This is a genomic window from Pelosinus baikalensis (assembly GCF_020819555.1).
Classification (GTDB): Bacteria; Bacillota; Negativicutes; order DSM-13327; family DSM-13327; genus Pelosinus; species Pelosinus baikalensis.
The window spans coordinates 85010-106009 of sequence record NZ_JAJHJB010000010.1 but is presented as its reverse complement, the minus strand read 5'-3'; the positions used below and the strand labels follow the sequence as shown (position 1 = coordinate 106009).

Genomic DNA, 21000 nt, shown 5'->3' with positions numbered 1-21000 from the left:
AAAAGCATGAAGAATTTTGATTTTTGGATTCGTCGTATTCATTCTCTATCTGGTGTTATAGCATTGGGTGCATTTTTATTGGAGCATATATTTACTGTATCAACAGTAATGGGGGGCCCTGCGAATTTTGATAAATCCGTAGCGGCACTTGCAGCTATGCCTTTTTTGGTTCCAATTGAAATCATCGCAATCGGATTGCCAATTGCTTTTCATGGTATTTTAGGTGTAGTGTATGCTTTGAAAGCTAAAAATAACCCGCTTCGTTATGGTTACTGGAATAATTGGATGTTCTACTTACAACGCATTACTGCTTATATTGCCTTTGTTTTCATTATCTGGCATGTATGGACATTGCGTATTGTTGGTAAAGCAATGGGCGGTCATCTGATTGGTTATGACTTTATGCATAAAGTATTGTCTGATCCTTTGACTTTCGGATTTTATGTGATTGGTCTATTATCTTCCGTTTTCCATTTTACCAATGGTTTGTTTGGTTTCTCAATTACTTGGGGAATTGTATCAGGACCTCGTGGACAACGTATTGTAAGTGTAGCAACTTTGGCATTATTTGTACTCATCTCTAGTGTAGGACTTACAGCTCTTACACATTTTGTGAAATAATTTAAAGTAAGGAGAGAGCTTAGTGAAAAAGAAAATTATAGTTGTTGGCGGCGGTTTATCCGGCCTCATGGCAACACTTAAAATTTGTGAAGCTGGTGGAGAAGTAGAATTATTCTCGTATTGCCCGGTAAAACGTTCTCATTCCCTTTGTGCACAAGGCGGTATGAATGCTTGTATGGATACAAAGGGTGAAAATGATAGTGTCCATGAACATTTTGATGATACTGTTTATGGTGGTGACTTCCTTGCCGACCAGACTGCAATAAAAGGCATGTGTGAAGCAGCTCCAAAATTAATTAAAATGTTCGATCGTATGGGTGTTACATTTACTCGTACACCAGAAGGTTTACTTGACCTTCGTAATTTTGGTGGTCAGAAAAATAAACGTACTTTGTTTTCTGGTTCCACAACAGGTCAGCAACTTCTTTATGCACTTGACGAACAAGTTCGTGCATGGGAAGTAAAAGGTGCTGTTAAGAAATATGAATTCTGGGAATTCATTAAAATTATTAAAAATAAAGAAAGCGTTTGCCGCGGTATCGTAGCACAAGACATGAATTCTATGGAAATCAAGGCTTTCCGTGCTGATACGGTTATCCTTGCAACAGGCGGTCCTGGTATGGTATTTGGTAGATGCACTGCTTCGACAATCTGTAATGGTTCAGCAGTATCTGCTGTATATCAGCAAGGCGCTCTTATTGGTAACCCTGAATTTATTCAGATTCATCCAACAGCTATTCCTGGTTCAGATAAAAACCGTTTGATGTCTGAAGCTTGTCGTGGTGAAGGTGGACGTGTTTGGGTATATAAAGATGGTAAGCCATGGTACTTCTTAGAAGAAATGTACCCTGCATATGGTAACCTTGTACCTCGTGACGTAGCATCTCGTGCTATTTACGATGTATGCGTAAATCAAAAACTTGGTATTAATGGTGAAAACAAAGTATATCTTGATCTTTCTCATATTCCAGCAGATTACCTTGAACGTAAATTAGGCGGTATTTTGGAAATATATTCGGAATTCGTTGGCGATGACCCACGTAAAGTTCCAATGCAAATTTATCCATCCGTTCATTATTCCATGGGTGGTATCTGGGTAGATGCAAAACATAACACAAACATTCCTGGTCTTATGGCATCTGGTGAATGTGACTATCAATATCACGGTGCAAACCGTCTTGGTGCAAACTCACTTCTTTCCGCTGCTTATTCTGGTACTGTTTCCGGTCCGGAAGCTATGCGCTGGGCTAAAGAAGGAGAAAGAGGTTCAGAACTTACTGATGAAGAGTTAGCAAAAGCAGCAAAAGAATGTCGTGAAGAGTATGAAGCTATCTTAAAAATGGATGGATCGGAAAATGCGCATGAACTTCACCATGAACTTGGTGAGGTAATGAACAAATACGTTACCATTGAACGTGTAAACAAAGACCTTGATTATTGTTTCGATGAAGTAAAGAAAATTCTTAAACGTTGGGATAATATCGGTATAGGCGATAAATCAAACTGGGCAAACCAGGAAGGTATGTTCGCAAGACAGCTTCGCAATATGATTATTTATGCTTTAGTTGTAACAAGAGCAGCACGTATGCGTGATGAAAGCCGTGGGGCTCACTATAAACGCGAGTTTCCAACCCGTGATGACGAACGCTTTATGAAAGTAACAGTCGCTGAGTATGACCAGGCAACAGAAGAGCCTAAGATCAGTTATGCTGATTTTGATCATTCATTGGTTAAACCCCGTCCTCGTAACTATGCTGTTGCTAAGAAAGAGTAAGAAGGAGGTAAATAATAATGGCAGAAACAAAAAAAGTACATTTCATCATAGAAAGACAAGATGGTCCTAATTCCCAGCCCTATACAGAAGAGTTTGAAGTTGACTATCGTCCTGCGCTTAATGTCGTTGCATCTCTTATGGAAATTCAAAAGAACCCTGTAACAAAAGACGGCAAAAAGACAACTGCTGTTGTTTGGGAATGTAACTGTCTGGAAAAAGTTTGTGGTGCTTGCATGATGGTTATCAATGGTAAAGCACAACAGGCTTGTGCTGCTCTAATTGATCATCTAGAACAACCAATTCGTTTAAGTGCTTCTAGAACCTTCCCTGTTGTCCGTGACCTTATGATTGACCGTTCGGTAATGTTTGAAAGTTTAAAACGCATACATGGATGGGTAGATGTAGATGGAACCTGGGAAGTTCATAATGATGCTCCGCGTCAGAATCCAAAAACTGCAACTACAGCTTATGAAATTTCTCGCTGCATGACTTGCGGTTGTTGCATGGATGCTTGTCCAAATGTAAATCGGGGCTCCGAGTTCATTGGGCCTGCTCCTATTGCACAAGCACATCTCTTTAATCTGCACCCCATTGGTGAATATCAGAAAGAAGAGCGCTTGGATGCATTGATGGAAAAGGGTGGATTGGCAAGTTGCGGCAATAGCCAAAACTGCGTACAAGCATGCCCTAAAGATATTAAGCTGACTGAGTATATTGCGAAACTAAATCGTGATACGAATAAGCAAGCACTTAAGAGCTTGTTTAATAAGTAAGCTAGAGGCCATTAGCAAGTTCTCATGTATCCGCAAAAGTAAGTAATTTACCACCGGGATATATGCAGATTTTTAGAAAATATTATTGACATAATAATTAAATTATGTTATTATATTATTTGTGAGTTGGCTGTAGCCGAGAATAATGCTCGGCTACAGTTGATTTATGAGTAGACATAAAAATACTTTCAAAAAAAAGTATTTGACAATCTCGTTGGAATATATTATAATAGATAATGTGATTAACGGGGCGTGGCTCAGCTTGGTAGAGCACCTGGCTTGGGACCAGGGGGTCGCAGGTTCGAATCCTGCCGCTCCGACCATCAAAATTAGTATCCAATTTATGTGCGGGTGTAGCTCAATGGTAGAGCGCTAGCCTTCCAAGCTAGTTACGAGGGTTCGATTCCCTTCACCCGCTCCATTTATTTCAAAAAAATATGTGCTTGTAGCTCAGCTGGATAGAGCAACGGCCTTCTAAGCCGTGGGTCGCACGTTCGAATCGTGCCAGGCACACCATTAAGAAGTTGAAAGTTTGCATACTGTGCAAGCTTTTTTTTATTGTCTAAAAGTGCAATACAACACCTCGAAGATGCAGCGTTAGAATTTAAATTTAATTAGACTTCTATATTGGAAGGTCATATTTCTTTTATGTAGTGGTCATAATAACTATATCTGTAAATGGAAGTTTGATAATGACATTAACAGCTTTTTGATGCTTGTAAGTAAGTTGCTTTTACAGCCTGGTACAGATTAATAGCGAGCAAGGAGGGAATGCTAGTGGATAACAAAATTAACAGATATAAAAACAACGATAAAGTATCTTTTGAGAAGCGAACATTATTTGGAAGCTCTTTAGTGAAAGGAGTTATTGTTAGTTATCGATTCCTGAATTACAACTGGATATATTTAGTAGAATGCGGCAATGATAAAAAATTGATTGTTGTTCCAGAAGATGAACTCTGGTTATTAGAAGAGGGTAGTGGAGAATCATATTAGCAAAGCTAAAAAAACTTAATTTCCTAGTAAATAATGCTGAAGAAAAAAGGACTTAATGAGCAGCAATGAATGCTCGTTGCTGTAATTCGCAATTGCTCTATTCTGTTCTATTGATTTTATTTTAAATATTCTATATAATGTTAGTACATTTATAAACGCTATTTGGAAGAGATGTATATTAAATTTTATATTATATCCTTGGATATCTTTAGATCGTAGTAATCTATATAGATAAAGAAAGGAAGGTGGAGTCTGTATAGAAGGCTCTGCCTTTTTGTTTAAACGAAAGCATAGTAAAGACAGTGGCATGTCTATTGTACAAGGCTTTTTGGGCGGAAAGATATTATATCGAAACATTAGGAGGTACTATTATGAGAATACTAGGGTCCATTTTCGTATTGCTGGCATTGGTATGCAATCAGGCTTTTGCCATATCTCTTATTAATAGAGATGAAATTAAAGCAGCACAGCATTATGGGGAGAAGCATGCTCATATGGAATGGGAAGAGTTCTTATTGCCATGGATTTCTTATGAAGAAAAAACGCCAAGGCTTAATGAATTTTCCGAAAAGGCGTATTTATATACAAAGTTTTTATTAATTGCCACTGATGCGAGAGAGAAACGTTTGAAAGGAGTAAGCCCTCAGTTAGAGGACAGTGAAGATATCTTAACAAATTATAATGGTTATCTGACCTTTAGCGTGACTTTGTATGGTTCTCAGGAGAAGTTTGGTCAGAACGCTATTGTTACTTTAAAGCAAGGTGATGCCTCCATAAAAGCATATCAGGTTGTTATACCTCCTTTAGCAGAAAAGATGGCAAAAAGTACTGAAAAACCTACATATAGATTACAATGCTATGTATATTTTTTAGAAAAAAATATAGTCTATGATAAACCTGTTATATTATCAATTTCTACAAAGGATAAACAGAAGCATAATTTTTATTTTGATTTTGCGCAGGTGAGATAAAAAACTGAAAATGTAAGAAACTATAAATAGATGTATTCATGATTCAATTATTGCGGGGCGCGTAATGATGTACTAGCGGAGGGAAGAATATGGATGATACTACAATTCTGGAAGTTCATTTGGATAAAATTATATATAATACTTCTCAAGTCGTAGAAAGATGTCATCGTTTGGGAATCTCAGTATTGGGAGTAACTAAAGGGTTTAGCGCTATGCACCAGATTGTATCAGCTATGGTGGAAGGAGGCGTTGATGGCTTAGCGGATGCTAGGCTTGAGAATATCATAGAACTTCGCAAACGAAATTTTAACCAGGAAATAACCTTATTGAGGCTTCCACGGTTAAGTAATATTGAAACGATTATTCGATACGCCGATACGAGTATTAATTCGGAAATGACAGTAATCCAGGCTCTATCGGAAACTGCCGAAAGTTTAGGAAAAAGACATAATATAATTTTAATGGTAGATGTAGGGGATCTTCGGGAAGGATTAATGATTGATCAAGTTCTTGATGCTGTGATGCAAATTTCTAGTTTGAAAGGAGTACGTTTATTAGGCTTGGGGACCAATATGGGATGTTTTGGTGGAATCTTACCCAGTCCAGAAAATCTAGGGGTATTAGTTACATTAGTAAATGTGATAGAGAAAAAGGTAGGAATCAAGTTAGAAGTAATTTCAGGAGGTGGAACTTCCAGTTTATCTTTGGTAGAGAAGAATAATGTTCCGGTGGGAATTAATCAATTGCGTATTGGTGAGGGTATTTTATTAGGTACGGATACAACTCATAATCGCAAAATACCTTGGTTGCTGCAGGATGCCTTTCTGCTTAGAGCTGAGGTGATTGAGGTAAAATGTAAGCCTTCTGTTCCGACTGGGGATATTGGTAGAGATGCATTTGGGAATATACCTCAATTCATCGATAAAGGAGTACGGAATCGAGCGATTTTAGCTTTAGGCAAACAAGATGTGGATGTAGAAGGGATTGTTCCAGTCAAGGAAAGTATAAAAATTATGGGGGCAAGTAGTGACCATTTAATTCTTGATATTACAGATTGTGAGGAGCAAATAAAGGTAGGAGATGATGTTGAGTTCTCCTTATCTTATTCTGGATTGCTTTCAGTGAGTGATTCTAGTTATGTTACGAAAAAATTTAAAAGGGGGATATTATGATTGAGTTGGTGCAAAATGTTGAACCGGCTTTGATAAATCGACTAGTAGAGCTAGAAATAAGCGCCTTTGGTGACGGTGGATTAAATAAATGGCATTTGGTTCCATTCATCAGGCATGGGCGTGTTTTTATTATTCGCAAGGATCGAGAGATTGTTGGCTTGATCCAATACATGTTAGATTGGGGGCGCCCTCAAAAAGCATATATGGTTGGCGTATCCACGGATAAAAATTGTCGGGGGCAAGGGCTGGGAACCAGACTTCTACAAGAGAGTTTTAAAAGCTTGCATCAAGAAAATATTACAGAAATTGAATTAACAGTAGATCCGAATAACGTTGCAGCAGTCGCAATATATGAAAAAAAACTTGGATTTCAGATTATAGAACGTAGAGAGAATGAATATGGGACGGGGGAGAATCGGTTAGTAATGAAACTAACACTTGCAGATTTTATGGATAAAAATATAAAATAAAAACTGTTGACATAATTGGTTAAAACCATTATACTATTTAAGTAAGGCAATTACACAATGACTCCGTAGCCCAGCTGGATAGAGCGTTTGACTACGAATCAAAAGGCCGCAGGTTCGAATCCTGCCGGGGTCACCATAGCTATTTCAAAGGTTTTACGACTTTTCGTAAGGCCTTTTTCGTTTTTATAGCAGTTTGACAACAACGCGGCCGAACTGCCTTCCTAAACTCGCGTTCGCATCCGGACTTACGGGGGAATGGAAAACAAAGCACGAGCCTCAAGGAACGGGGCAACCAACCGCTGTCAATGGGTTCTATATGCCTAGTAGGATTTTAAGAACTTTTTGGCTTACATTTGCGACAAGATATTCCCGCGGAGGCTGCCAGTTCCGGCCTTGATGTAAAACTGTTTGCACAGCCCGTAAGATTGCCGCGGGGTCACAGCCGGCAAGCAGATTGCTGCCAGCTTCCAAGGTTTCCGGTCGTTCGGTCACATCCCGCAGCGTCACATTCGGTGTTTTATAAAGACAGCACTCCTCCTGAACTGTGCCGCTATCGCTCAACACACAGTAGGCGTTTTGCTCCAACAATACGAAATCAAACAGACCTAATGGTTCCACGATCTGGATGCCTGTTCCTATAAAGGTCCTTTTCTGTTTTACCAGCTGGGAGCGGGTGCGGGGATGCAGAGTGCAAATCAGCGGCAGCCCATATTCCGCATAGAGTCTATGCAGGGCTGTGATGAATTTCTCTAGACGATCCCCATCGTCGACATTTTCCGTCCGGTGCAGGGTTACGAGAAAATAACCTTGGGCGGCAACACCCATCGCCTGAAGCACCTGGCTTTGTAAAATATTGTCTGCGTAATGGCTGAGAACCTCCCCAATGGGATTGCCCGTAACATAAATACGATTGCCGTCGATGCCTTCCCGCAGCAAATTAGCCCGGCTTCGTTCCGTGTAAGGCAATAGAATATCGCTGCAATGATCGACAATCCGGCGGTTGATTTCTTCCGGTACCCGGTCATCATAACAACGGTTGCCTGCCTCCATGTGGTAAACCGGAATGCGCAGCCGTTTGGCGACCAGCGCCGCTAAGGCGCTGTTGGTATCTCCCAGTATCAGTAGGCGATCGGGTCTTTCCTTTAACATTACCTGTTCACAACCGCGGAGTATCTCGCCTATTTGGCCCATCGCGGTCTGCGCTTGACAGTCCAGCAGATAATCCGGAGGACGCAGCTTTAGTTCAGTGAAAAATATATCACTCAAGGTCCGGTCAAAATTTTGGCCGGTATGCACAAGAATATGCTCACAAAGGTCGTCCAGGAGAGGAATAATCCGGCTTAAGCGAATAATTTCCGGACGTGTACCCAAAATGGTCATAATCTTCATCACAGCAACCCCCTTCTTTTTTCAAATGTCTATGATCTAAGATTAAAATTTAACCTGGGAGGTAATTAAAACTATGGATTACGAAATAGTTTTAATATCAAACAGACCTCACCTTAGTCAGGGAGCGCAATCATGTTTAGCGGGCTTGAATAGCAGGATATTTGATGACACAAGTTAAACCTCTTTTCATTAAATTTTGAGGGGGGAAGGGTCAATGAACCCTTCCCCTTTATTGCTTTTGGATAAATTTTACTTTTCCCGCCAGGATAATTGTGCCTGCCGTTTGCGGCAAATTGTTAAACCAGGAGCAACGGGAATCGTCATTAATTCATAGGCGCGGGTGTCCTGTGCCAAGATTTCTATCGCCTGACAAGCGGTTCCGCACCAATTGGGGTCCATCATAGCCTCGTCTTTCGGATGGGTATCGTGCAGCAAAATGAGACCGTGGGGAGCCACAAAAGGGAAAAAATTCAGAAAGTCCTGCAACACCGCCGCCTGCGAATGATCGGCATCGATGAATAGCATATCAATCTGCAGAGGCTTTACCGCTAATTCCCTGGCAAAGTCCTGTGTTGTCCCCTTAAAAAAGCGAGTTTTTGAAGATTGTTGCATGGCTTGCCCGGCTTCTGTGCTGATATCCACGCCAACTAATTGCTCCGCAAAAGGGATAATGCGGTTAAAAAGATAACACCGGTATAACCCAAGCTCCACGTAGACCTTAGGCTGTATGACACCGGCCAAATGAACAATAAAGTCTTCATGCCAGTTTAATTTCACGAATTTTTCAGCCTCCTTGACTTGCTCATATTTTATAATGCCCCATTCTCGGCCTTCATTTCTAACGATTTGACCAATACGGGAAAAATAGAGGTTTTTGTTATATTCCCATTCGGGCGGACCACCATTCACATAATAGCCGTCTGGCCGGGGGTGGTACAAGTGCACCGTGGACGCATCGGTCTGACAATAATTGCAGCCGTTGCTTAATAAGCGTTGGATAAAATCATTGTCATCATAGGCCATGCCTACAAAGTCCTCATCGTATCCCCCAATCGTAAAATACTGGCTGCGATGTAAGGCCATTAAGAATGGCAGCTTGACATTTAAGTCAATGCATTTGTCATAGATATCAGGGTCAGAGGTTCCATCATTGTTATTTATATATTCCAGAAAAGCTCCATCACGGTCATCTTTGCCCACTGGAATACCCAGTAATTTGGGATTATCTAAGATGGGCGGCACAAGTTTGGCGATGGTATCATTGTTATGAAACATTTCCGCGCAGCCGATGATCAAAATATCCCCGGAAGAATGCTTTACGCCAATATTCATCGCAAAACCGGGTACCCGCCACACCATCTTGCCGTTTAGATTTCTGTGCCCGGTAAATACATACTTCAAATTAAGTTTTTCCTTAAACTCGTTACAAACCTCTTCGGTCTCATCCTGTAAACCATCGTTAACCACAATGACTTCAAAATCAAAGGGTATGGTCTGGCGGGTTAAGGAGCATAAACCCCATCTTAACAAGTGCACTCTTTGAAATGTAGTCATAATTATGGATATTTTAGGCCGGGTTATTTTCCTTTTGCGGTTTTGTTCGGCCATCCTGCGTTCCTGAAAGACCGCGGTCAGCAACCGGTGCCATTTTTCCATGGCATCGGGTGTATCGGGAATTACGTCAAAATCATACTCCGCATAGGAATGCGCGGTTTGCAAGGAGTTGGTCACAAGTTTGCTTGCTTGCTGCAAAGTCGCCTCCTGTTGGTCGGTTGCTGCACCCGCTGACCGGAGATCATCCTGCAAAAAAGCGATGGTATAGCGATTGGGATCAATGATATCCATATGCGTGGCGTTTTGAATAATGACTTCCACTTCCGGATAATGTTCCTCCAGATAGCTTTTGGAATGGGCGGCATAATTGTCCTGGATGCCAGCCAGAGGTGCGTCAAGACCAACAGAAGAAGGCAAGGCCTTCAGCAGGGCACCTCCAAAGTCTTGTGCTGCTATTGATCCCATGACAAGGGCAACTTTTACTTGGCTTGGTGTAGTTTCCAAGGTTTCCAGACTACCCAATTCGCCCCACTGGAAATGATAAACAATGCTGTCAAAGGCTGTTTGATGTTTGATTCCAACGGCCTGGAGTTTCAGCATCAAGACCGTATCGCCGGCGATGCACGCTTCTCCCCGCTGGGCAATGACCGGCTGATAAAGATCGCTGCCCAAAAGCACCTGTCCTTCTGGGTAGCCTCCGACCCGCTGAAAATGCTCCTTACGGATCAAGAGAGGCATAAACAGGCCGCCGTCCGCTATTTTGGCTTCTGCCAATTCACGGGCATACTGTTGAAACTGGCTTTCTTGATAAGACGAATAATCCCGGCCAAAGTTCCTTTCCATACCGTATTGACCACTGGGCAATCTTCCAGATTCCACCAAGCGGGAGACGACGCAGTTTGTTCCGTTATAAGCCTGCCATAGATGATCAAACCAACCTGGAGTAAAGGCCATGTCGGAGTTAATGAAAACGACGAAATCTCCTAGGGCCTTGTCGGCAGCAAAATTATAGGCCCGGTAAACATTATTGACGTACCACTCCTCTTGTTGCTCGGGAGTGTTCGTATAAATATAGTGCGGTATATAGTTATCCCGCAAATGACTAAGCACGGCATCGTTGGCGTCATTGGCGACAAAGAAAAACTCTTTGTCAGTCATGTCCGTATATCTAAAGACCTGCTCATAAACGAAATCCAACCATGCAACACTTTTATAGACTAAACACACGATGGAGAATTTTGGCTTAAACACTTCTTTACGGTATTGTTCTACATAGGCCAGGGCCTCAATGAATTTCAAAGGTTTTGGCGCTTCATCATCTATCCACAAACCTTCCGGGAATAGCTCACAGGGAACCTTTGCCAGCGTCAGGCTTTCTTCACTGATCAAACGGTCAAGCATATCATAGCCGCGTTGTCCGTGAGATCTGTAAACCAGATATTTATAGGCCAAGTGCTGCTGCGAAGCGAATCCGTAATGCAGTACCTGAATGTCTTCCGCCCAGGCCATGTGTTGAATTGTCACAGGATGAGGTTTTTGATGGAGCCCCGGTTTTGGCTCACTAAAGCAAATGCCGGGGACGACCCGCCATAGACGGCAAAACCAGCCCAAGTCAAATAAACTGTCTAAACGTCGCCAGGAATGACTGCGCCACAGATTCAGTTCATGAAAGCACACGCCATCCAGCTGTCGTTCTTCACAGGTTTTACACCAGTTTTGTAGACAATTTGCGGCATTGGCAGTCAAAACTTCGTCTGCATCCAGCCATAAGATGAAATCCGGGTTTAGCTTTAGGGCCTCCTGCAGCAGGAGCTGTTTATGGTTTTGCTCATTAACAAAATCATTATTTGCAGCGCGCAGGACATAGGGGGTTTGCTGCAACATATATTCAAAGCTGCCGTCGGTACTGCCGTCATCATAGACGACTAAATCATCCACTAGGGGTTTTACATACGCTGCAAACCGCTCCAAGTTACCTTTACACATCTCATTATAGATCTGGCAAATACATACGATCTTATATTTTTTCATCGCAAAAATTCTCCATCTGTTTTATCCTCCTGACCAATCAACAAACGGTGTTTTGTCAATAAGGCCAACGTTTCTGCAGAAGTCATGACAAAATCACCGGAGCTATATTCTTTTGATAACGCCTGTAGCCCCGGATCTGTTTTAATCAGTTCGGGAAGCATCGGCTTGATTGCGTAATAATTGCCACGATCATAGGTCCGCCAGGCCTCTTCTTCCGAAACGAGAATTTCATGCACCTTTTCTCCCGGACGAATGCCAGTATATTTTATAGATATATTTCTGTCTCTCATCATGGCTTTGGCCACATCGACAATACGGGCCGCGGGAATTTTCGGTATATATATTTCACCGGGCTGAGCTCCTTCGAGGGCGGCAAAAATGGTATCAACCGCACTTTCCAGGGGCAATAAGAACCTGGTCATTTCCTTGATCGTAATTGTAACAGGGCCGCCATGCTTGATTTGCTCATGGAACAGGGGAATTACAGAACCCCTGGAGGCTAGCACATTGCCATAGCGTACACAAATAAACCTCGTCTGGGGAATGGTCACATTGGCAGCAATAAATAGCCGCTCTTGGAGGGCCTTGGAGATACCCATGGCATTCACCGGCTTGCAGGCTTTATCCGTAGAGACTCCAACCACCGTTTCTATGGAAAGCTTATGTTCACGTATCGCCCGGATGATATTTTCCGCGCCAAGCACATTGGTCAATACCGCTTCATAGGGAAAGTACTCACAAGAAGGCACCTGTTTGAGGGCGGCGGCATTTATGACAATGTCCGCATCCCTTAAAACGGAGCAAACGGAATGATACTCACGGATGTCCCCGATTCTGAACTCAATTAGTCGGGCAAAATTGTCATAAACCACCTCATCGGTAGCTTTGCTTTTGTGTTGGTATTCTATCCGCATAGCGTGCTGTTTCGCTTCATCTCGCGAGAAGATGATAATCTTCCGAGGGGAACCGAGTTCCTTTTGTAAGAGCCGATGAGTTAACACTTTACCCAGTGAACCCGTACCACCGGTAATGACAATCACTTTATTATCGAATAGCGTCATGTTTATTCCCCCTTGACCGTATCTTTTCGTTTGGATTTTTGCGAATAATCGTTATACATGTCACGTACCAGTTCCGGCCAAGTTGGCGGGTTATAGCCCGTGAGGGAGAGAAACGTCGAAGAGTCCAATGATCGATCAAGTCGAATACTGTCCTCCGGTTCAATGGTAATTTTCTTTTCATACTGGACACTGATGAGTTTCAGTAACTCATATTTTGAGATTGGATTGGCGGATAGGTGGTAAAGCCCCGTCAGTTCCGGACGGGGAATGATGTAATCCCTGATAATGCGTGAAAGTTCAATGGTTGGGAAGCCGGAATAAAGGACCTTTCTAAAACCACGCACCTTTTCTTTTTGGCTCAGGAACCATTCGACCAATCCGTAGTTTCCTTTCAATTCATGCCCGATTATAGAAGTGCGTAGGGTAATACAATGCGGGTAAGTTACCTCACCAAGATATTTTGTTCGTCCATAAAGATCATCGGCATTCGAAACATCCTGTTCCGTATAAACTCCTTTTTCTCCATTAAAAACGCAATCCGTACTGATATGAATCATGCGCGTACCAGTCGCGCCGCACAGCAAAGCAATACGGTGCGGAAGTAATGCGTTAACGGTAATTGTTGTGAGTGGATCTTTGGCCTCCGGCACTTGTTTAATGATGCCAATGCAATTCACCAGGATGTCTGGCTTCACTTCGGCAAAAACATTTACAAGACTCTCTATTTGCTGCACATCTACATTACTGCGTACCTTCTTCATCATATCCGGAGGAAGCCAACGCGATAATTCATGCGCAGAGCGGACTGTAGTATAGACATCAAGATTCACAGCCTCGGAAAGAAAGCGAAACAAGGCATGCCCTAGCATCCCCGACCCTCCCAAGATCAGTACCTTTCTCATACTATTTTCACAACCTTTAAGAAAAAGTTCCTACACTTTTTTGTGTGTAGGTGGGCGAATAAACAATATGTTCAGTATTGTTACTCAATCTATTTTATTCAGGGCGTGCCCAGATGTTCTTATACCTTGTTATTTATTAATCGATCAAAAATATTATGCTATCATACGGCAATAGCTATATCTATCTGCAAAAGTTGGTCATTTAGGAATTAAAATATAATTCTGAATTAAAAGACTATTGTTGTTGCTTTCTGTAGTTTTGTTAAAATGTATATGTTATAATAACAAGCAATATTAAAAATTGGTAAAGTGTAGTTTTCTTTATTGTAAAAAGAAGGGAATTTAAGAATTTATTAGAATAGTAGTAAATGGTTATAAAGCTCTCATTATAGAAGAACTATCATTAAATAAGTTGGAAATGTAAAGAGGAGGATCATTTATGTTTGGGGGAAATAGTTTAAGAACAAAATTAGTTATATTTTTTATTTTATTTGCCGTTATTCCTGCGGCTGTTGGTGGAGCAATCAGCATATATAAAAATATAATTACTACTAAGGAGGTAGCGGTAAATAGCAATAATAATACTGCTTCACAGATTGCAAAGCAAATTGAAATTATGTTAGATGACTCAAAAGGGATGACAGAAGGACTGGCAGCTAGCCCTACAGCACGTTCTTTGGATGGCGCTGTTTTACGCGATATGATTATAAATTTTCAACAAAAAAATCCTCAGTTTGAATTGATCTATGTAATGGATGCAAGCGGTATGCAGGTTGCAAGAACAGCTGGTACGTTAGCGAATCGTGCAGATCGGCCTTATTTTAAAGAAGCAATGAAGGGGAGTACGTTTTTCACCGATATTTACATATCTTCTTTTACTAATGCTCCTAGTATAACAATATCTGTGCCAATTAAGAATTCAGCAGGAACAATTCTGGGAGTGTTTGCTGCTGATATTGGTTTACAAAGCCTCTGGGCAATTGCAGATAATGTTAAGGTGGGAAAAAATGGTTATGTTGAAATCGTTGATCACAATGGTGTAGTGATTGCTTATCCAGATCATGAAAAAGTCCTGAAAAAAGAAAGCTTTGCAGCAATTGAATATGTAAAAAAAGTAATAGAAGGTCAAACAGGATCAATAGAAGCTATTTCAAGCCGTGGTGACAAGACGATTAGTGCTTTTACTTCAGTACCTAAATATCAATGGGGAGTCATTGTAAATGAACCGCTAAAAGATGTTTATGATGGGGCTATCACAGCGTCATATATTATTATTGGGATCTTACTAATTTCTCTAGCTTTGGCTGCGGTCACAGCGTTTTATATAGCTCGCAGTATTGTTACTCCGCTGCAGAAAGTAGTTCATTCAGTTGAATTAGTAGCGGGAGGGGATTTATCACACACATTAGTTGCAGACGGAGTTTTGGAAGTGAATCAGTTAGTGCAAGGTGTTAATCAGATGACGGTTGCTTTGCGGAAAATTATTTTGCATGCAGCTTCAGTTGCCGAATCAGTAGCTGCCTCTGCGGAAGAGTTGACGGCATCTGCTACTGAAGTAGGAAGAGCCTCAGAAGAAGTAACAGCCACAATTCAGGATGTAGCTCAAAGTGCTACCACCCAAGTGCGGTTATCTGATGAATCTTCTTCTATTATGATAGAAATGCAAGCGGGTATTGCGGATGCTGTTCAAGCGGCCTGTGAAGTGGCTGGCGTTTCAGAAAGAAGTGAACAGTCAGCTGAAGGTGGCCTTAAGCAAGTGAATCATGCTGTTCAGTTGATGAATAATATTCGTCAAGATGTGGGTGATGCAGCAGAAAAAATAAATATTCTTGGTGAGAAGTCAAGGCAGATTGGACAAATCGTTGAAGTGATTACGAATATTGCAGGACAAACCAATCTGTTGGCGTTAAATGCTGCGATTGAAGCTGCAAGAGCAGGAGAACAAGGACGCGGTTTTGCAGTGGTAGCAGATGAAGTGCGAAAACTGGCTGAACAATCCCAAGAAGCTGCAAAAGAAATTGCTGAGATTATCGGTGCAATCCAAAGTGAGACAGTGCAAGCAGTAGATGCAATGGATAAAGGCAGCAAAGAAGTAGGAGAAGGCGTTAAGGTGGTTTCTGCTTCAAAAGTAGCATTTGAGGAAATTTATGTAGACGTAAAGGAAATGCGAAGGCAAGTAGATAGTATTTTAGCGCTGATGGATTCTCAGTTAACTGGAAGTGGACAAGTTGGTCAATCCATTACTGGCATTGCCGATGCATCGAGAACCAATGCTGCTAGCTCTCAAGAAGTAGCAGCAGCGAGTGAAGAACAAAATGCCTCTGTGCATGAAATCGTAGCAGCTGTTTCTGGTTTAGCAACAATGGCTAGTGAGTTACAAGAAGTAGTGCATAAATTTAAAGTATAAGATTGGTAAGGTACAACGCTGCTATTATGGCTGTGTTGTACCTTTTCGTATCAATCAATTCTCCCTTAGTAAGATATCGTAAGATTAGTTTAATGAAGTTGTTGTAGAAGATATTTAGTGTAAAATTGAGAATTAGAAAGAATAAAAGACTTTGTGTGAAATAATTATATAAAATGTCCAAATATGGAGATTGTATATAATTATAATATTTGGTATACTAATAAAGTTGTTGCGAGGCGATGAAGAAATTAATTGATTGAAAAAAATAACTTTTTAAAAAGTGCTTGACATAACAAGGTGGACATGATACAATAAATCTTGTCGCTAGGGGATGTTGAGAGAAAACATCGCAGATAATATGGTGGCTGTGGTGAAGCGGTCAACACGGCGGATTGTGGTTCCGTTATTCGAGGGTTCGATCCCCTTCAGCCACCCCATTCATTAACTCTAGTAATAACGATATAGGGGTATAGCCAAGTTGGTAAGGCACGGGACTTTGACTCCCGCATCCGTTGGTTCGAGTCCAGCTACCCCTGCCATTATGGTTCACTAGCTCAGTTGGTAGAGCACCTGACTTTTAATCAGGGTGTCCCGCGTTCGAGCCGCGGGTGAGCCACCATTTAACTTAATTATGCGGGAGTGGCGGAATGGCAGACGCACCAGACTTAGGATCTGGCGCCGCAAGGTGTAGGAGTTCAAGTCTCCTCTCCCGCACCACAAGAAATACAAGGCTTTCAGGATTTTACCTGAAGGTCTTTTTTATTGCTATAAAATCGCCTTCCTATCTCCAGTTCACCGTGTAATCTTAAATCAACGCTAGCTCAACAATGAATTGTGTATAATGCAATGTACATTAACGCCAGCGCAAGCAGGAATGGGGCTGTACACAATTCTATTAACATACATGAATGGAAGATTGCATATCATCATATCATAATAAGGATAGGACAAATAATGATTGAGGTGGCAGTGATGGATGTAGTCGAAATATTAAAAGCGCTGGGTGATGGGACTCGGCTGCGAATTTTGCACTTATTGTACAAGGAAACCTTATGTGTCTGTGATTTGGAAGCAGTGCTGAATCTCAGCCAGTCCAATGCTTCGCGTCATCTGATTAAACTCAAACATGCTGGGCTGATTGCCAGTGACAAACAAGCCCAGTGGGTCTATTACAGGGTGGATAAAACCAGCCTGGAGCGGTATCCCTTTGTGCGGGAGTTACTAGCCAAAGAACTGGAACAGCAGCCGCATTGTCAAAAAGACTTTGTGCGGCTCACGAAATACCAAAGGCAGGGCGGCTGTTGTGAGACAAGGGTGAAAATGGAGGACGAATAAATATTGTAACGATTATATGATTGAAATAAAAATGATGCAGTTTTGATCATCACTGCTGTTCAGAAATTAAGGTAGAAAGCAGATGCTATATCTATCCTCTACCATTTGATCGAACAATCAAATTTTGAAAGACTTTATGCTATATTGAATACTTTTGCTATGCTTATTTTGGAACTATCCGTATTATTTATAGGAATCAGTTTTCTGATTAATTTACTTCAAATCTGGATTCCCTATGACAAAATCAATACGTAGGCTTTCTGGGAGAAACCGGATCATGGTACAATAATGAGTTAGTTATTTGAGAAATAGAACCGTATTGGAAAAGGGATATCCTTTTGTAGTACGGTTCTATTGCTTTACATAGTTATATATTATCGCGATTGCAGAACATATTACCGTCGCAAAATGTTTATTATGGTCGCTATCGGCTTGCACGTGCCAGCATAAATTTTGCAGTTAGGTAGTATCTAGCTAAAATTAACACAATGTTAACAAAGGGTGCGTTGACTAGAAAAACAATCGTAAGGTATGATGAAAACATATTCAAGAATTTAAATATGATGTGCTAAGGCAAAAATACGGCAGACGGTTAGAGGTAACAAGACCATAATAAACATAACGAGGAGTGGGCATCATGAAGAAAGCGAAATTGGTGATTATATGTACGCAAAACAGCGCACGCAGCCAAATGGCAGAAGCCTTTTTTAAAAAATATGGTGATGATATGCTGGAGGTTCACAGTGCAGGTTTTGAGCCTAAGGAAGTGAATCCATATGCGGTGCAGGTCATGAAGGAGATTGGCATTGACATTAGCGGCTAGCATTCCAAGAGTATTCGGGAGTTTTTAGGGAAAATGTCATTTGGCTACGTCATTGCTGTTTGTAAAAAGGCTGAAGGCAGGTGTCCCGTGATATTTCCAGGAGCACGACAGTTGATATCCTGGCCCTTTGATGATCCGGCTGCATTCGAGGGAACAGAAGAAGAAACGCGGCAAAAGTTCCGGCAGGTGCGTGATGAAATTGAAGAGAAGGTTAAGGAGTGGTTACAGGAGTACCGTGGTCAGCAGGATCATCTAAAATAAAAATGCCATCAGTAGGCAAACCTGGTGGTTTTATGAGGGGAGTTATTATGAAAATTATTATCATCGGTGGGGTAGCTGCTGGCACTTCCGCAGCAGCCAAAGCAAGAAGAAACAACGAAAATGCTCAAATTACATTATTTGATGCAGACAGTGATGTATCCTATTCAGGATGCGGCTTGCCGTACTTTATTGGAACTGAAGTGGAAGGCCGGGAACAGTTGGTTCCTAGGGATGCCGCATTCTTCAAACAGAAATATAATGTGGATGTGTATACCAGACATCAAGTGTTAGAAATTCAGCCGCAAAGTAAAGTACTTACGGTGCAAAATTTAGTTACGCAAGAAATCTTTCAGGAAAGGTATGATAAACTGGTTGTTGCTACTGGTGCAAAATCCGTTGTGCCTGCTATAGAGGGGGGCAATAAGCCCAATGTATTTTATTTGCGGAATGTAATCAATGCCGAGCGTATCCGTGAACAAGTGCTAACAGCCAATCCCAAATCGGCTGTTATTGTCGGGTCTGGATTTATCGGCCTTGAAATGGCGGAAAACTTAACAGCTAGAGGAATCGCTGTTAGTGTTGTGGAAATGGCAGGGCACGTTATGCCTGCGTTAGATCAGGATATGGCGGTATACATAGCCGATCATCTGGTTGAGAAGGGCGTACAGGTAATCGTCAACGATTCAGTGATTCGCCTGGAAGGAGAACCTTCCGTCAGTAAAGTGATACTAAAAAGCGGCAAAGAAATTGACGCGGATTTTGTGATAATGGCTGTCGGGGTAAGACCCAATGTAGAACTGACTCAAAAGGCAGGTATTAAACTCGGACCAACAGGAGCCATCAAGGTCAATCGGAAGATGCAGACCAATATAGATGATATCTATGCGTGCGGTGACTGCGCAGAAAGTTATTCTTTAATGACCGGCAAACCGTTGTATCGGCCGTTAGGTTCTACTGCCAATAAAATGGGACGAATTACTGGTGATCAGATAACCGGCGGTGATTTGGAGTTCCGGGGAATCTTGGGAACAGGTATATTTAAAATGTTTGATATGGTAGTTGGTCAGACTGGTCTTACGGAAAAGGAAGCAAAAAAAGAAGGCTATGAGGTTGTCGTCTGTCATAATATTAAACCAGACAAGCCCGAATATTATCATGGTAGTGAAATGGTCATTAAGGCGGTTGCCGATAAAAACACTGGCAAGATTTTGGGGGTGCAGATTGTCGGAAGATCTGGCGTCGATAAACGAATTGATGTCTTTGTGACTGCCATTACTTTCGGTGCGAAAGCAGAAGATTTGTTTCACCTGGATTTAGCCTATGCACCACCATTCTCCACAACCAAAGACCCGGTAATGTATACCGGAATGATTTTGGATAATGCCATCAGGCGCGGCAGAGGGCTGATGACTCCGGCTGAGCTACAGGAAAAAATAAAAAATGGCGAAGAAGTGAAGATTATCGATGCTAGAGTGACCAAGCAATACGAAAAAGCCCATGTCGAGGGTGCAGTGAATATCCCACAGGAGAATATTCGTAAAGCACTGGATTCCCTTGATAAAGAAATGGTTACAGTTACTTATTGTAACAAAGGGGTTACTGGGAATGCCGCTCAAAATATTCTGATCAATCATGACTTTAAGAAAGTATATAACTTGTCGGGCGGCTATAAAAATTATAGCAAGAATGGCAAAAAATAAAGCAGTGGTTTAAACATCATATAGTAACGATACAGAAGTAGAAGGAGGGAGCTAATCACTCCCTATCTTCTTTATGACGAAAAAAATAGAAATGAGAAGAGAGGAGGGTATCATCATGGAGGGCGTAGCGTTGATTTTTAAAGCACTGGGGGATGATATTCGCCTGGAAATTGTACGGATGCTGATTGATAAGGAACTTTGCGTATGTGATATCCTAGCGGCTTTCGATAAATCTCAGCCTGCTATTTCACATCATCTAAAAATCTTAAAACAATCCGGCATTATAGTGGATAGCCGCGACGGCAAATGGGTTTATTATCGATTGAATCCCGAAGTATTCAATCAAGTTGAGGTCTTTCTGCAGTTGTGTAAAACGGCAACGAATGAACGGTATAGAACTTGTAGCCCTAATTAAAATGCAATAAGGCATGAAAAATTTTAGTTGTCGATTGCTGCTATGCCACGGGATTGCTCTCTAATGCGAGTAAGTTTAAAAATGAACGCTAAATTATTTATTGACATTCATGAGTAAAATCAAATATACTCATATACGAGAGGAGGTTTTGAAAGAAATACTGGCTAAGGAACTGGAAAGAAATAAGCAATGACAAAAGACTTTGTTAGGCTGATAAAGTTCACAGAGCATGGATGATAGTTAAGAGCCCACTGTCAAAATTGATGGCGAGTGAATTTTTTTGAGTACATGCATAAATTCAATTATATTCATATAATAAAGTGAGAATATTTTTATCTAAAACAA

General features: G+C 41.4%; 17 protein-coding genes and 8 tRNA genes. 21 read left to right on the top strand and 4 right to left on the bottom strand.

Going from position 1 to position 21000, the window contains the following annotated elements:
* The first annotated feature begins 6 nt into the window (after positions 1–6).
* The 11 genes from LMF89_RS09645 to LMF89_RS09595 all read left to right on the top strand — a co-directional run bounded on the left by LMF89_RS09645 (position 7) and on the right by LMF89_RS09595 (position 6913).
* Positions 7–621 (top strand): succinate dehydrogenase/fumarate reductase transmembrane subunit, encoded by a 615-nt coding sequence (locus LMF89_RS09645; RefSeq protein WP_229534866.1) that lies wholly within the window; start codon positions 7–9, stop codon positions 619–621.
* 22 nt (positions 622–643) lie between these two features.
* The gene (gene sdhA, locus LMF89_RS09640) at positions 644–2395 is read left to right on the top strand and encodes a succinate dehydrogenase flavoprotein subunit (protein ID WP_007959646.1); all 1752 of its coding nucleotides are present in this window, start codon (positions 644–646) and stop codon (positions 2393–2395) included.
* A gap of 17 nt (positions 2396–2412) precedes the next feature.
* Complete coding sequence (gene sdhB, locus LMF89_RS09635) at positions 2413–3168, top strand: succinate dehydrogenase iron-sulfur subunit (RefSeq protein ID WP_007959647.1); 756 nt, start codon at positions 2413–2415, stop codon at positions 3166–3168.
* Between the two features lie 246 nt (positions 3169–3414).
* Positions 3415–3491: transfer RNA gene (locus LMF89_RS09630), tRNA-Pro, on the top strand.
* A gap of 24 nt (positions 3492–3515) precedes the next feature.
* Positions 3516–3589: transfer RNA gene (locus LMF89_RS09625), tRNA-Gly, on the top strand.
* An 18-nt stretch (positions 3590–3607) separates the two neighbouring features.
* A tRNA-Arg gene (locus LMF89_RS09620) sits at positions 3608–3684 on the top strand.
* A 261-nt stretch (positions 3685–3945) separates the two neighbouring features.
* Complete coding sequence (locus LMF89_RS09615) at positions 3946–4164, top strand: hypothetical protein (RefSeq protein WP_229534865.1); 219 nt, start codon at positions 3946–3948, stop codon at positions 4162–4164.
* A 371-nt stretch (positions 4165–4535) separates the two neighbouring features.
* Positions 4536–5135, top strand: coding sequence for a hypothetical protein (locus LMF89_RS09610; RefSeq protein WP_229534864.1), 600 nt, complete (start codon positions 4536–4538; stop codon positions 5133–5135).
* Positions 5136–5224: 89 nt separating this feature from the next.
* Positions 5225–6307, top strand: a complete 1083-nt coding sequence (locus LMF89_RS09605) for an alanine/ornithine racemase family PLP-dependent enzyme (RefSeq protein ID WP_229534863.1) — start codon at positions 5225–5227, stop codon at positions 6305–6307.
* Positions 6304–6777 carry a GNAT family N-acetyltransferase gene (locus tag LMF89_RS09600; RefSeq protein ID WP_229534862.1) on the top strand — a complete coding sequence of 158 codons (474 nt, stop codon included), beginning with the start codon at positions 6304–6306 and terminating at the stop codon, positions 6775–6777. Before LMF89_RS09605 ends, LMF89_RS09600 begins: the two co-directional genes overlap by 4 nt.
* Positions 6778–6836: 59 nt before the next feature.
* Positions 6837–6913: transfer RNA gene (locus LMF89_RS09595), tRNA-Arg, on the top strand.
* A gap of 176 nt (positions 6914–7089) precedes the next feature.
* Here LMF89_RS09595 and wecB read toward each other — a convergent pair.
* From wecB to LMF89_RS09575, 4 genes are all read right to left on the bottom strand, one after another.
* The gene (gene wecB / locus LMF89_RS09590; protein WP_229534861.1) at positions 7090–8166 is read right to left on the bottom strand and encodes a non-hydrolyzing UDP-N-acetylglucosamine 2-epimerase; all 1077 of its coding nucleotides are present in this window, start codon (positions 8164–8166) and stop codon (positions 7090–7092) included.
* A gap of 249 nt (positions 8167–8415) precedes the next feature.
* Positions 8416–11751, bottom strand: coding sequence for a glycosyltransferase (locus LMF89_RS09585; RefSeq protein ID WP_229534860.1), 3336 nt, complete (start codon positions 11749–11751; stop codon positions 8416–8418).
* Positions 11748–12812 carry a polysaccharide biosynthesis protein gene (locus tag LMF89_RS09580; protein ID WP_007930627.1) on the bottom strand — a complete coding sequence of 355 codons (1065 nt, stop codon included), beginning with the start codon at positions 12810–12812 and terminating at the stop codon, positions 11748–11750. The genes LMF89_RS09585 and LMF89_RS09580 overlap by 4 nt, the downstream gene beginning before the upstream one ends.
* Positions 12813–12814: 2 nt before the next feature.
* The gene (locus LMF89_RS09575) at positions 12815–13714 is read right to left on the bottom strand and encodes a dTDP-4-dehydrorhamnose reductase family protein (RefSeq protein ID WP_439651938.1); all 900 of its coding nucleotides are present in this window, start codon (positions 13712–13714) and stop codon (positions 12815–12817) included.
* 439 nt (positions 13715–14153) lie between these two features.
* Between LMF89_RS09575 and LMF89_RS09570 the strand changes: the two genes are divergently transcribed.
* From LMF89_RS09570 to LMF89_RS09525, 10 genes are all read left to right on the top strand, one after another.
* Complete coding sequence (locus LMF89_RS09570) at positions 14154–16121, top strand: methyl-accepting chemotaxis protein (RefSeq protein WP_229534858.1); 1968 nt, start codon at positions 14154–14156, stop codon at positions 16119–16121.
* A 361-nt stretch (positions 16122–16482) separates the two neighbouring features.
* Positions 16483–16558 (top strand) — tRNA-His (locus tag LMF89_RS09565).
* Positions 16559–16584: 26 nt separating this feature from the next.
* Positions 16585–16660, top strand: a tRNA-Gln gene (locus LMF89_RS09560).
* 4 nt (positions 16661–16664) lie between these two features.
* Positions 16665–16740: transfer RNA gene (locus tag LMF89_RS09555), tRNA-Lys, on the top strand.
* Between the two features lie 14 nt (positions 16741–16754).
* Positions 16755–16838, top strand: a tRNA-Leu gene (locus LMF89_RS09550).
* A 255-nt stretch (positions 16839–17093) separates the two neighbouring features.
* A complete protein-coding gene (locus tag LMF89_RS09545) occupies positions 17094–17456 on the top strand; it encodes an ArsR/SmtB family transcription factor (RefSeq protein ID WP_229534891.1) in 363 nt (120 codons plus the stop codon).
* 637 nt (positions 17457–18093) lie between these two features.
* Entirely contained in the window at positions 18094–18279 is a 186-nt protein-coding gene (locus LMF89_RS09540; protein ID WP_229534857.1) for an arsenate reductase/protein-tyrosine-phosphatase family protein, read from the top strand.
* Positions 18280–18312: 33 nt separating this feature from the next.
* The gene (locus LMF89_RS09535) at positions 18313–18540 is read left to right on the top strand and encodes a low molecular weight phosphatase family protein (protein WP_229534856.1); all 228 of its coding nucleotides are present in this window, start codon (positions 18313–18315) and stop codon (positions 18538–18540) included.
* Entirely contained in the window at positions 18498–20240 is a 1743-nt protein-coding gene (locus LMF89_RS09530; protein ID WP_229534855.1) for an FAD-dependent oxidoreductase, read from the top strand. The genes LMF89_RS09535 and LMF89_RS09530 overlap by 43 nt, the downstream gene beginning before the upstream one ends.
* 115 nt (positions 20241–20355) lie before the next feature.
* On the top strand, positions 20356–20655 hold the full coding sequence (locus LMF89_RS09525) for an ArsR/SmtB family transcription factor (protein WP_229534854.1): 300 nt from the start codon (positions 20356–20358) through the stop codon (positions 20653–20655).
* Positions 20656–21000 lie beyond the last annotated feature (345 nt).